Annotated in this window: 10 protein-coding genes and 1 pseudogene; 4 read left to right on the top strand and 7 right to left on the bottom strand. The window is 42.5% G+C overall.

Going from position 1 to position 13,161, the window contains the following annotated elements:
* The first annotated feature begins 695 nt into the window (after positions 1-695).
* From CXF60_RS05695 to CXF60_RS05685, 3 genes are all read left to right on the top strand, one after another.
* Positions 696-1,646 (top strand): hypothetical protein, encoded by a 951-nt coding sequence (locus tag CXF60_RS05695; protein ID WP_145990200.1) that lies wholly within the window; start codon positions 696-698, stop codon positions 1,644-1,646.
* Between the two features lie 102 nt (positions 1,647-1,748).
* Complete coding sequence (locus CXF60_RS05690) at positions 1,749-1,928, top strand: hypothetical protein (RefSeq protein WP_102091144.1); 180 nt, start codon at positions 1,749-1,751, stop codon at positions 1,926-1,928.
* Between the two features lie 102 nt (positions 1,929-2,030).
* The gene (locus tag CXF60_RS05685; protein ID WP_102091143.1) at positions 2,031-3,005 is read left to right on the top strand and encodes a DUF1853 family protein; all 975 of its coding nucleotides are present in this window, start codon (positions 2,031-2,033) and stop codon (positions 3,003-3,005) included.
* Between the two features lie 81 nt (positions 3,006-3,086).
* Here the strand turns inward: CXF60_RS05685 and CXF60_RS05680 are convergent, their stop codons facing one another.
* From CXF60_RS05680 to CXF60_RS05650, 7 genes and pseudogenes are all read right to left on the bottom strand, one after another.
* Entirely contained in the window at positions 3,087-3,617 is a 531-nt protein-coding gene (locus CXF60_RS05680; RefSeq protein WP_102091142.1) for a DUF2726 domain-containing protein, read from the bottom strand.
* Between the two features lie 251 nt (positions 3,618-3,868).
* Positions 3,869-5,065 (bottom strand): SPOR and LysM peptidoglycan-binding domain-containing protein, encoded by a 1,197-nt coding sequence (locus CXF60_RS05675; protein ID WP_102091141.1) that lies wholly within the window; start codon positions 5,063-5,065, stop codon positions 3,869-3,871.
* 258 nt (positions 5,066-5,323) lie between these two features.
* A complete protein-coding gene (gene folC, locus CXF60_RS05670) occupies positions 5,324-6,682 on the bottom strand; it encodes a bifunctional tetrahydrofolate synthase/dihydrofolate synthase (RefSeq protein WP_102091140.1) in 1,359 nt (452 codons plus the stop codon).
* A gap of 199 nt (positions 6,683-6,881) precedes the next feature.
* On the bottom strand, positions 6,882-7,829 hold the full coding sequence (gene accD, locus CXF60_RS05665) for an acetyl-CoA carboxylase, carboxyltransferase subunit beta (RefSeq protein ID WP_180958094.1): 948 nt from the start codon (positions 7,827-7,829) through the stop codon (positions 6,882-6,884).
* A gap of 397 nt (positions 7,830-8,226) precedes the next feature.
* Positions 8,227-9,051, bottom strand: coding sequence for a tryptophan synthase subunit alpha (gene trpA, locus CXF60_RS05660; RefSeq protein ID WP_102091139.1), 825 nt, complete (start codon positions 9,049-9,051; stop codon positions 8,227-8,229).
* Between the two features lie 142 nt (positions 9,052-9,193).
* The gene (gene trpB / locus CXF60_RS05655; RefSeq protein ID WP_102091138.1) at positions 9,194-10,468 is read right to left on the bottom strand and encodes a tryptophan synthase subunit beta; all 1,275 of its coding nucleotides are present in this window, start codon (positions 10,466-10,468) and stop codon (positions 9,194-9,196) included.
* 160 nt (positions 10,469-10,628) lie between these two features.
* Positions 10,629-11,306, bottom strand: a pseudogene (locus tag CXF60_RS05650) (phosphoribosylanthranilate isomerase); the annotation flags it as partial.
* A gap of 195 nt (positions 11,307-11,501) precedes the next feature.
* Between CXF60_RS05650 and CXF60_RS05645 the strand changes: the two are divergent.
* Complete coding sequence (locus CXF60_RS05645) at positions 11,502-13,142, top strand: cryptochrome/photolyase family protein (RefSeq protein ID WP_102091136.1); 1,641 nt, start codon at positions 11,502-11,504, stop codon at positions 13,140-13,142.
* The last annotated feature ends 19 nt before the right edge of the window (positions 13,143-13,161 follow it).

The raw sequence follows: 13,161 nt of genomic DNA, 5'->3' as shown, positions 1-13,161 counted from the left end.
TATTGTACCTTTTATATTTTGGACTGACTATACTTGCTCCTTTGAAACGCAGTGACGCAATGCATTAAAAATGACTAATACCGTCGCAACAGCATTAGTCATGACAACAATCCATAGCCCAATAATGCCTAATTTAGTCGTTATTAAAAAGATACCTTTTAGGCCTAATGAAAAGATAATGTTCTAATGAATATTGACCATAGTGGCACGCAAAAGTGCTACTAGGCGAGCCACGTCCGTCATGTGAATTTTTAATAAGGCAATATCAGTGGTTTCGATATTAGTGTGATTATATAAATATCAAGATCATAAATTAACGTGCGTAAAGAAAATAACTAAAAAGTGATACATAATAAAGCTAAAAACAGTATCATTAAAAATTATTGTTGGTATTATTGTTGGTATTATCTATATTTTAAATTAATAAACCTATGTTTTTCAAAGCATAAATACTTCACTTTACTTCCTGCCGTTCCGACCAAACATAGCTGTAAAGAGGAAAGCCAATCATTGTTTTCAATGGTTGGCTTTTTTTGTGCTAAATTTGACTGGTGATTGTATGATGTTTTGATTGAGCAAATAATAATAAAAATCTTGCAAGGCATGATGAATAATCTAAAGCCAGTCATCCATATAGCTTTAGGCTGGTTTGTCTTATATCTACTTTGATTTAATGGTGTGTAGAGGTGTGAATTGTGACTTATTTTTTTTCTGATATTCAAAAAGGTTATGATACCCACATGGAACTTGCTTCCTTGTTAGACGTACTTATATCTATATCCGAATATCCTATATGTTCTGCTATTGAGTTCTTGCAATATCACGATTTTCAAAAGAAGATTAAATTTTATTACTTAGAAGATATAAGTTATAAACCTATTGAACTAATGGGAGCTGAAAATATTGTCAATAATACTCTTTACGAAATTAATAGTGATTATCCTTTAATAACAAAGGTGTTAACAGAGTTACCGCCTCACATTATGAACATAATATGTAATATCTATTTTGACCCTATACAACTTAATGAATTGGATTTTATATCTAAACTGGATTTTGATTTTACAGATAAAAAACGAATAGCAGATTTAGCTATGCACGATTACACAATTGAAGGTAGGCTAATTGATAAAAAGCTATCTAATCTTGCATTACAATTTGGACTCGTAGATAAAAAACTCAAACCTATCCAATTGCCAATTGATGAGGTTAAAAATTTAGTCACTCACTTTAACCACCAATTTGTGATTAAAAATAATAATCTTGAGTTGGTAAACCAAGATATTTTTATGGCTGCAGGTAGCAATTTAACATTTATTAATTCTGAACCAAAAATTAATGATCGTCCTCAACGCATCGTAGAACTTGACAGAGAGTTAGCACAAATTAAAGACCAACCAATTAAATTTAAAGCCAAAATTCTAAACCATTCGGTTGATGACGAGCCAATCCATCATAAAACTATTAATTCTATGGCAACATTGGTAGCTACTTTGCTTAAACTTGCAAGTTATGACAAACAAGACTTAGAAAACCCTCACGGTAATATCAACAAAGAAATCATAGCTAAAGCCGAGGGTTTAGGTTTAACTTTAGGTAAAGACTTCATTGCAAAATGGCTAAAGAAAGCTGATGAAGTTCTATAGAACTTTGCCATTTTCTATATAGAACTATCGAACGACCTTACTTCATAAACTAGCAACCATAAGCCGCAGCAATCAAGTTACGGTAAATATGGAGCTAGACACATGAAACAGAAAATTAATATCCCAACTAAGCCACAACAAAAGCCACAACAAAAGCCACCTCAATATCAGCCTAAATGGCAACTCTCTCTACTTAAAGCGGTAGTTAGCATCCTATTACCCTACCTACTATCACCGCCTGATATCAGTATTCATATCCATCACATTAATATCATATTTTAGCGCCAAAAAGCTTAGTACTACCTTAGCTGATACTTGTCATCTATAGACTTTTATAGAGCGAGCCGTTAGGGTAAATGCTACACCTTCACACTGGTTTATCCTATGTCCGATCCTGTCAATCAGCCCACACCTAATCGCCTCATAGTTAACTCACCTTGGGAACGTTACCGCCGACCCTATGTGCGCGATTTGGCTTATGTGTTGGCATGTCCCAATGTTTTGACACAATGGCTAGACTTTGCGCCGCATCAGAGTACACATACGGTTGCCGTGCATAGCGCACAATTTTGGCAGACACAGTTTGAGACGTATGAGCAACGATTAGTAGAGCTAGATACCACTGCCGCCTATCAAGAGCTGACTCGCTATTTACTCAAACGCCCTAGCCCCAATCGACTGGGTTTTCATTTTGAAGGCTTAGTGTCATTTTGGTTAGAGGATGGGTTTGCACGCAAGCTGCATCCGTATGAGACACTGGCTAGCAATGTGCAGCTCTATAATGGCAAGCAGACGACAGGTGAGCTTGATTTGATTTTGTATAACCATACAGAACAGCTGGTTGAACATTGGGAGCTGGCCATTAAGTTTTTTATGGGGTCGGCACCTTTTGAGCCTGTGAACTGGGTTGGGATTAATTCCAATGATAATCTACAGCGCAAAATGACACACATGCAAACCAAGCAGTTTCGAGCGGTGTGGGTAGATACAGAAAATCATGGACAGGTAAAAATCGATAAGCGTTATGGCGTGATCAAAGGGCGATTCTTTTTACCGATTAATACAACTGATTGCGGTGATGATGACTGGCCATACTGGCTAACACCGAGTTTTCCGATACATGAATGGTGTGATAAAAGAGACATGGCAAGTCTTGCAACGATTGACAATACAGCTTTGCGAGCCGCGCACTATATTGAATGGTTCACCAAGCGCGACTTTTATGATGAGCGAAATGCTTATGATGGTCGGCAGCAGATAGTTTGGTCAGATAGCGAACTACCTAAAACAGGTTTATATTTTGAAGGTAATCGACCAATCGTTATTTACCCAAGGCAATCAGACCAGATCGATGAATAAATTTAGCTAACCTCAACTCTTAAAATAGAATCCCTTCGATAACATTCTGGTCTTAACAATTGGACAGCTTTCACAGAATGCTTAATAACTCTCAATCACTTGCATTAGCTCATATCTAAGCATATCGGCGCTCGGCATACGCTCAGCGTGGAAGCGCACCATCGCAATACCTGCACTGGCAAGCGCCTTATCTTTTTTGTCATCCGCTTTTTGACGCGCTTTGCTACTATGCGTCCAGTCATCAAGCTCGATAGCGACCAAGGTAGTCTGAGCATCGACATCCACAATCACATAATCAACGCTCTGACGGCAGATACGATTGAACCAAAAGCTACGCTCTGATGTCTCACTACTATTGGCTTCAATGATCCGTGACAGCTGTACTTGGACAAATATGTGATACTCCGGCAGCGCATTTTTTAACTTATTAAAAAATATTACTTCCGTATCGGTCATAATCGGCATTGGCGCAAATGGCCAAATAGCCAACTCATCACCGCGCACAGGTTTTGGATCAGGCTCAACGACAGGGCGTTTTGCTAATAGCTTCGGTAACGTAATCAGCCCCAAAAACCCAACGGCCAATATTAAAAATATAACACTAAACGACATGTTTCTACCTTATACAATATGAGAGTGATGGGCTAATTGTCATTATTGATAGCAATTAATAATGAGCCAACCACGACAAGGCAACCTATATAGGCTGACAGGTTGTACAACAACGGATTATAAAAATGGCGCTCATCTTAACTAAGGCTGCGCTAATCAGCAATCTATAAAACAAAAAACACGACAGTATTTGTCGTGTTTTTATATAAAGTAGATAAAAGCCGAATCGAGACCGTTAGCAACGCTTTAGCTTAACGCCAGTAAAGCACCCAAGCGCTGGTCGTATTTACTTTAGGGTCACTATTGATTTTATCTTTTAGTGCCAATGCTGCGACTTTGCCACGTTCAGGCCCAACCACGACACGTACTCCACGACTGGTGGCACTGGTCTTGACTTGATAACCTGCTGCTCGGAATTTTTTCGCTAACTCATCCGCTTTGGCTTGGTCATTTGCTAGCGCTACTTGCACCCCGAAGCTACCCTTAGCGTCTGTTTCTTTGACTTCTTTACGCGCTTCACTCAGTTTTTGTTGCGCTTCACGTTTTGCATCGGCAGATTTCTTAGCCAGCGCTTCTTCTTGTTGGCGCTTCTTCTCACGCGCTTGTTCGGCTGCCGCCGCTTCACGCTCCAGACGCTGTACCTGTTTGCTCGATGGGATGGTGATGCTCTGACCCAGTTGTAGCGCTGCTGATGGAGATAGGTTGTTGGCTTGAGCCAATACTTCCACAGGCATATTGTATTGTCTTGCCAGTTTGATAAGTCCATCGCCTTTCTTGATTTGGTATTCAGAAGGCGATTTTGGTGGCTCGTTTTTAGCCGCTTCTCTTTTTCTCTCAGCCGCTGCTTGGGCTTCAGCCTGCTTTTTTGCTTCGGCTCGTTTCTCTGCCTCCGCTTGTTTTTTGCTCTCAGCAAGTTTTTTGGCGGCCGCTTGCTCTTTGATAGCCGCTTGTCTTTGGGCTTCTTGTTGCTCTTGAGCCGCTTTTTGCTTCTCGGCTTCGCTAGACTTTGTAGTATCAGTAGTAGACTGACTCTCCGTACGAGGCTGAACGGTCAGATCTGTAGTAACGTCTTTTGTAGACTCTGTACTGCTGGTTTCATCAGTAGCTGGCGCACTATTATCGACATATTGCTGGCTCTCAGCACGTGCCTTGGCCAACGCTTCTGCTTCAGCAACTTCCTGCTCTGTCAAAAATTCTTTTGCACGTTTTTCTTGCTCTGCAACGCGAGCTGCACGTTCTTTTTGCTTTTGCGCAAGGATACGTTTTTCTGTTTCGATATCAGTCGTAAGCGGCTGCGGAGACTCTTGCTCCGAGCTTAGTTTGTCGACCATCGCTGACATCGGCTCTGGTTGGTCGCTATCGCCAATCTGTTGCACCATGGCGTATAGCATCACGCTACCGCCGATAATCATCCCAATGCCCAATAAGGCTTGTCTCGAAAAGTTCATCCGTTTACGTCTCTTAGTTGGTAATAAGGTTGATTGAGCGGCGTAGCGACTATCTCAAAGCAGTGTATCAAATCGCTTTAATCATGATCTCTTACCGCCAGTTACTGTCAGTTAATGCCATCAGGTTTCAAAATCTGTGCCGACCATCTTCTACTAGTCTGGCAAATCATTTTGATTATAAAGCATATTTTTCATGCTGTCTGCTATCAGGGTATGACTAAGATTAACATTAAACAGGCACTACTTTAACTTAAATTATCATACGCTAAGGGCACTTAACGCTTCCCCAATCGTATGAAACGAGCCACATACGACGATAAGGTCTTGCGGCTGGCTCGCCTCTATCACTGCATGGGTCGCTGTATGCAAACCTTCAAACTCATATATATTGGTGCTATCAATATATTTGGCCAATACATCTTGCAGCTGCTCAGTAGTCGCGGCACGAGGGTAATCAATCTCAGCGATAAACCAGTCACCAACCGGTAAGCCTGCTTGAGTTAAGCGCTGCACAACCTTATCAATATCTTTGTCACCTAACATAGAAAATAGCATTTTTATCTTTGGTGTAGGGATATCCGCTGAGCTATCTTGATTACTTTGCTTGGCTACATGCTGCTGCCAAAACGGTAATAGCTGCGCTAATAAGAACTCAACACCTTGCTCATTATGCGCGACGTCAAATAACCAATGGCGGCTATGGCTCTCACGATAATCGAAACGACCTGCCAGTTTGACAGTTCGTAACGCTTGCTCAATGGCATTGATATCAATATCTAATGGACTTGCTAATACTGCTGATAATGCATTGGCCGTGTTAGTCAACGATAACGCAGGACGTGGTAACTGTAAGGTAACCGCTGCATTACTGTATTGCCAAGTCGTTGAATCAATATCGCGGTAGCTAAAATCTTGTCCAATCTGATAACAAGTTGCCTGCTGGGTATCGATGGATTGTTGCACGCTGGCTGGCATCTCAGTAGCACCATAAATCAGAGGAATGCCGTTGCGCAAGATACCTGCTTTTTCGCGGCCAATATCCTCGACATTGTCACCCAACCAGTCAACGTGATCGATACCGATATTGGTAATGACCGCCATGTCAGGATCAATAATATTGACCACATCTAGGCGTCCACCCAATCCTACTTCTAATACCCATACGTCACAATCTGCCTCAGCGAATATCAATAGTGCTGCTAGTGTGGTCATCTCAAAGAAAGACAACGTCAAATCACACTGTAAACGCGCTGCCTCTACTTTGCTAAAGGCCTCAATCAGCGTCTGGTCGCTGACCATCTCACCATTGATACGTACACGCTCGTTGAAAGCGCTAAGATGTGGCGATTGATATAGTGCCGTCTTATAACCTGCGGCTTTACACATTTCAGCGATGACAGCAGTTGTAGAACCTTTGCCATTGGTACCTGCCACAGTAAATACATAAGCGTCATCTTTGGCTGACTGCACCACTCCTAATGCTTCTGCGACAGGCAATACACGTGACAATCCCATATCGATTGCAGATACATGAATCTGCTGCATATAATCGAGCCATTCAGTTAGGCTATCACTTTCATTAGGACTATGGGCATTAGGGCTGCGAAGGTCAGACATGGATAAAACCTATATAAAATTTAATAAGAGATAAAAATATATGTGTTGGCTAAAACCAAAAATAGCACTTACCGTGCAATGACGATAAATGCTATTAGGGGTCTTGCACATGCAGTAGATGTTAGCACGCAGCTAAGTCATTATGCACTCAATAAATGATTCATTATACTGAGTCATTCACCTTATCGAGCATCTCATTTTACTGAGCATCTACATTTGGTACGCGGCATAGTTTTGCAAGTAGACGATAAATCGTATCGATTAGCTGATGACGATGTACCACTTCATCCACCACACCATGCTCTAATAAGAACTCAGCGCGCTGGAACGGCTCTTCTAACGTCTCGCGTACAGTCTGCTCAATCACGCGCTTACCAGCAAAGCCAATCATCGCTTTTGGTTCTGCTAGATGAATATCACCCAGCATCGCCAGTGATGCAGTTACGCCGCCGTACACAGGATTGGTCAATACTACAATGTAAGGAATCCCAGCGATTCTTAGACGCTCAATCGCTGCTGCCGTGCGTGCCATTTGCATTAATGACAATAGACCTTCTTGCATACGTGCACCACCAGAAGCGGCAAAGCAAACCAAAGGTACCTTTTGTTCTAGCGCCTTTTCAGCTGCTTGGACAAAACGATCACCAACGACTGAACCCATTGACCCACCCATAAAACGGAAGTCAAAAGCACAGGCGACGATATCAAGGTTACGCAGTTTGCCATACATAGCAACCAACGCCTCAGTCTCACCTGTTTTTTCTTGTGCTTCACTCATACGCGCAGGATATGGCTTACTATCCACAAAGCTCAATGGATCTTTTGCCGTAAATTCTTGCCCTGTCTCGCCGTCTACTTGATCAAGCAGCCAGTTCAAGCGCTCACGAGCACTCATCGGTAAATGATGATCACAATGCGGACACACATAGCAGTTAAAAATCAGCGCTGTGTTAGTAATCATCGAATGACAATTGCTACACTTAGTTGACGGTTCAGTCTCTACCGCAGACAGTGGCGCAGTCAGGTGCTGCTTAATGCCTGGGATAGGACGGTTAAACCATGACTGCCTATCCGTACTGCTGTTTGGCGCGGCTTTAGCAGTATTATTGTCGGGTTTTGTTATTGTATCAGTCATATTATTTGCCATCATAAAAGGCTTATTGACAAGTTTGCTCATTCGCTTGTCATTGAGAGTTTAATGGTTGTCTAAACAAAACGTCTAATACAGTCATAACATGAGCAGTCATGCGACATACTGATAAATAAATCTCGTATGTCGGTCATTTGATTATGCGCTTGTTGATAGATAATGTATTTGCCAATCAAAACGACGAATAAATCACTGCTATCAGACACCATATAATAGTGATGTTAGTTTACACTCGTAAACTAATTTTAGCAAAGTCATTTAGTATTGTCTTCACGTAAAGCTTCTAAGTAAAGTCTTAGGTAAACAATAGCTGCAATTTGACTTTGCCGTTTCAAATAACTATTTCTTCAAATAACTACTTCTTCAAGTAACAGCAATATGAAAGCAATAGCTATTAAGCGCTTAAGCTGTCTAACGCTTCACGTAGCTCATCCATTTTTGCCATGATGTTCTGCTGTGCATTTGCAACCGCCGCAGTATCGTTGGCATCAATATCGGCAAAATTCTGTACCAAGGCACTACCGACGATAACGCCATCTGCATGAGTACCGATCGCTTTTGCAGAAGCACCATCACGGATACCAAAGCCAACACATACTGGTAGATCTGTTTCTGCTTTGATTGCTTGAACTTGAGTTGCTACATCGTCAGTATCTAGCGTGGCTGAACCAGTCACACCTTTTAGTGATACATAATAAATATAGCCGCCACAATGAGTCAATACTTGCTCACGGCGCTCAGGCAACGTCGTTGGCGATAGCAAGAAAATCTCATTCATCGAATGATCGGTCAAATGCTGAGTGAAGCTGCCCGCCTCTGCTGGTGGCAAATCTACCATCAATAAACCATCAACGCCTGACTGCTCACATAGCGCGACAAAGTTATCATAGCCAATGATTTCAACAGGATTAAGATAGCCCATTAGGATAATTGGCGTTTGCGTATCTGTTTGACGGAACTCTGCAACCATTTTTAATGCATCACGAGTACTCGTACCTGCTGCTAATGCACGCTCGCCAGCCAAGGCAACGGTTGGGCCATCGGCCATTGGGTCAGAAAACGGCAAGCCAACTTCGATCATATCGGCGCCGTGTTTCACTAAGTCATGCAACAGACCTACAGTAGTGGTCGGATTAGGATCGCCTGCCATGACATAAGGAATCAGGGCTTTTTTGTTTTGTGATTTTAAGGTTTCAAAGGTACTTTCAATTCTGGTCATAGTGGTCTCTTAATTGTTATAAACTGGCTTGTTTGACCTTTCATTTAATAATCTATATTGAACAATAAAAGGTCAAATAATTTTTCTTATAAAGAAGAATCTAGTAACTTATAAATTTGATAACTTATAAAGATACTCGTTACTACAACTCAATCCCTTCAGCCTTCATCACTGAATGCAGATCCTTGTCACCGCGACCTGACATATTAACGATAATCGTCTGATCAGGAGTCATGGTTTTAGCCAGTTTCAATGCATAAGCGACAGCATGAGCAGTTTCAAGCGCAGGGATAATACCTTCTTTGCGAGTTGCTTCATGGAAGCCTTCTAGCGCTTCTTTATCCGTACAGCCAACATACTCAACACGCTTCATGTCTTTTAGGAAGCTATGCTCTGGACCGACACCAGGATAATCAAGACCCGCTGAGATAGAATGCGTCTCTTGAATCTGACCATCATCATCTGCCATTAGGTAAGTACGGTTACCATGTAGCACGCCGATACGACCAGCAGCCAATGGTGCTGAATGACGACCTGAATCGATACCATCGCCTGTTGCCTCAACGCCGTACATCTTAACTTCAGTATCGTTCAAGAAGTCAAAGAACAAACCAATCGCGTTTGAGCCACCGCCAACACAGGCAACCAAGGCATCAGGCATTTTACCTGTTTTTTCTAGATGCTGAATACGCGCTTCTTTGCCAATAATCGCTTGAAAATCACGAACCAATAGCGGATAAGGATGCGGGCCTGCCACAGTACCAATAATATAGTACGTGCTATCTACATTGGTCACCCAGTCACGCATGGCTTCATTCATTGCGTCTTTGAGCGTGCGTGAGCCAGAAGTGACGGGCACAACTGTTGCGCCAAGCAAGCGCATACGATAGACGTTCATTTTTTGACGCTCGACATCGTCAGCACCCATATAGACGATACACTCTAGCCCTAAGCGTGCCGCAATGGTTGCCGTCGCTACACCATGTTGTCCTGCACCAGTCTCAGCGATGATACGTTTTTTACCACACATTTTGGCAAGCAGTGCCTGACCAATGGTGTTATTTACTTTATGCGCGCCTGTATGGTTTAGATCTTCACGTTTGAAGTAAATTTGCGCACCGCCAATCTCATCACTCAAACGCTTAGCATGATACAACGGCGTTGGACGACCGACATAATTGACCAAATCGTTGTGATACTCTTCCCAGAATGCTGGGTCTGCTTTTACTTTGGTATAAAGCGTTTCTAGCTCTTCTAGGGCAGCCATTAGCGTCTCAGAGACAAAACGCCCCCCATGTACACCGAAATGACCGCGTGCATCAGGATACTGGTTAAAGTCCTGTACATTTTCAGGATTGGTAAAAGTATTAACCGATTGTGCGGTAGCAGATAAATCTTTGTTCTCGACATGACTCATGATAATTCCTACTGTAATAAGTGGTATTTTTTAGATAACTTTAGATAAATAGAGAGAAAATAATAAAAGGGATAACAATCTAATAAGATTCAAGCAGAAAAATCGGAATAACGATCAACTAAGCAGATTACGTATAGCGAATAGCTTGATACAAACTCACTTAGATGGCGCCAGTGACCGTAGCGTTTTGCCATCGATCGCGCTTGACCGCTTTCATAAAGGCACGCATTTTGGCAGCGTCTTTTTTACCTTTATCAACCTCAATACCACCGCTCACATCGACGCCATAAATAGGCAAATCTAATGTAGCGGCAACATTGTCGGCATCAAGTCCACCGGCCAAAACGATCGGCAGTGCGCTGTCATGTGGAATGAGACTCCAATCAAAACGTGCGCCTGTACCGCCATACTTATGCTGATGATAAGCATCCAGTAAAATACTACTGGCACCTGCGGTCGCAAATTGAGCAATCTGGGCGCGAACGCTATCGAGACTGTCTTGCTCTGTATTGATACGCAATGCTTTGATCCAACGTTTATTGACCATACCTGCCAGCTGTTGGCATTGCTCAGGCGTTTCATCACCATGGAACTGGATAATATCAAAAGAGACGTTGCTTGCTAAGTTAATCAGCTCATCTTTGGGCATATTGACTACCAGTGCCACCACGCTGACAAAAACAGGTACGGCAGCGCTCAGAGTTTGTGCCTGCGCTATCGTGACCGCACGTGGACTTGGTGGATAAAACACCAAACCCACTGCATCTGCACCTAACTGTGCTGCAGTCTGTATATCACTAAGCTGAGTAAACCCGCAAAACTTAACGTGCATTTTGTGACCTTGCGTTTCATGGTACTGAACATGACACCGATTATAGCGGCATCAGATAGGTTCAAGCTAAAGATAAGTTGTTAGATGTGATGAGGTTTTGTTAACCAAACGGCAAAGCCATTGCATCCAAAAACTTATCCTAGCATACTTTTATCCTTAGTTTTGTTTATGATTGCGATTGATTAATATAGGGATACTTTGATGTCTAAGACTGCACAGACAGCCGCTACTGATACTGATACTGATACTGATACTGATACTGACGACAATGCTACTAGCAAAAATCCACCGCATTACTTGATGTGGTTTCGTCGTGACCTACGTATCCATGACAATACTGCTTTAGCAGCGCTTTGCGAACGTGCAAAAGAAGACAACGCCTCAGTGTCTGCCGTATTCTTTTTGACACCTGAGCAGTGGCAAGCACACGATACATCCCTTGTACAAGTCGATCATATTGCTCGCACGCTCCCTATTCTAGCGAAGGAATTACAATCAAAACTGAACATCACTTTAACAGTACAGCTCTGCCCAAGCTTTGCTGACTGTATAGAGGCGCTCACGACTTTATGCAATGACAATGAAATCAGCTGCATCATGGCCAATCACGAGTACGAAGGCAATGAGATTGATCGTGATGAACAGTTAAGCAACCAACTTGCAAAAGGCGATATCGAGTTCGTCCGCTGGCATGACCAATGCATTTTGCCACCGCAAAGTATCACGACCAATGATGGCGATAGCATGTATAAAGTCTTTACCCCATTTTATAAAAAATGGCGACATACGTTGGACGTCAGCACCATTCAAATGCATGAAGCATCCGCAGTGGATAGCGATTATAAAATCAAACTACCATCATCGCAAACGTTTGCCAATACAATCGACGATATCAAAGCACTAAATGAAAAGATGCTCAGTGACTATCAGCAGACATTAGAAAAGAAAGAGTCATTACAGCATATCGATATGATAGCTCAGCTTGACCAAGCAAGAGACGCCTATCCTGCAGGTGAGTCGGCCGCTTGCCAGCGTCTAGAGGCATTCGTCGATAATGATATTAATGATTATGATGTGAGCCGTGATGTCCCCCATCTGCATGCAACCAGTCAGCTATCGGCTTACCTCACCATAGGCTCTATCAGTCCTAGATTATGCTATCTACAGGCGAGCAAAGCACAAGAAAATCTACACGGTAATGACGGTGATAATGAAGACATCAATCGCTGGATAAGTGAGCTTGCGTGGCGAGACTTTTATCGCCATGTGCTAGTAGAAAAACCAAATCTGATCCGTCATAAGGCTTATAAAGAAGAGACCGACAATAAGGTTAATTGGTCATATGACAATGATGATTTTGAGACATGGTGCACTGGTAAGACAGGCGTACCGCTCGTAGATGCAGCAATGCGTTGTCTAAATGCGACGGGATTTATGCATAATCGCCTGCGAATGGTCACCGCGATGTTTTTGACGAAGGATTTATTGATTGATTGGCGCTTAGGTGAGCGCTACTTTATGCAGCAGCTCATAGATGGCGATTTTGCCTCCAATAACGGCGGCTGGCAGTGGAGCGCCTCAACAGGTACTGACTCAGCGCCCTACTTCCGTATTATGAATCCCTTTAGCCAAGCCAATACGCACGATCCTAAAGCTCTGTTCATTAAAACTTGGCTACCAGAATTAAAAGATATTCCTAACAGTATCTTGCACAACGAAGATAAGATGCGTAAAGAATTGGCAAAAGGTGGCAAGTTTTCTGATGTTGACTACCCTGCACCGATGGTCGAACATAAATCGGTACGCAAGTTGGCTATTGCTGAGTTTAAAAAAGAAGCTTAAGTTCAAGAAAACAAATAGC

Source organism: Psychrobacter sp. 4Bb (genome assembly GCF_002836735.1).
Taxonomy (GTDB): Bacteria; Pseudomonadota; Gammaproteobacteria; order Pseudomonadales; family Moraxellaceae; genus Psychrobacter.
This window is presented reverse-complemented; position numbering and strand designations above follow the sequence as displayed.

Excerpts from the sequence above, each read along its gene's own strand:
- CXF60_RS05690 (WP_102091144.1), top strand. The coding sequence starts at position 1,749 with ATGAAACAGAAAATTAATATCCCAACTAAGCCACAACAAAAGCCACAA.
- CXF60_RS05685 (WP_102091143.1), top strand. The coding sequence starts at position 2,031 with ATGTCCGATCCTGTCAATCAGCCCACACCTAATCGCCTCATAGTTAAC.
- CXF60_RS05680 (WP_102091142.1), bottom strand. The coding sequence starts at position 3,617 with ATGTCGTTTAGTGTTATATTTTTAATATTGGCCGTTGGGTTTTTGGGG.
- CXF60_RS05675 (WP_102091141.1), bottom strand. The coding sequence starts at position 5,065 with ATGAACTTTTCGAGACAAGCCTTATTGGGCATTGGGATGATTATCGGC.
- folC (WP_102091140.1), bottom strand. The coding sequence starts at position 6,682 with ATGTCTGACCTTCGCAGCCCTAATGCCCATAGTCCTAATGAAAGTGAT.
- accD (WP_180958094.1), bottom strand. The coding sequence starts at position 7,829 with ATGGCAAATAATATGACTGATACAATAACAAAACCCGACAATAATACT.
- trpA (WP_102091139.1), bottom strand. The coding sequence starts at position 9,051 with ATGACCAGAATTGAAAGTACCTTTGAAACCTTAAAATCACAAAACAAA.
- trpB (WP_102091138.1), bottom strand. The coding sequence starts at position 10,468 with ATGAGTCATGTCGAGAACAAAGATTTATCTGCTACCGCACAATCGGTT.
- CXF60_RS05645 (WP_102091136.1), top strand. The coding sequence starts at position 11,502 with ATGTCTAAGACTGCACAGACAGCCGCTACTGATACTGATACTGATACT.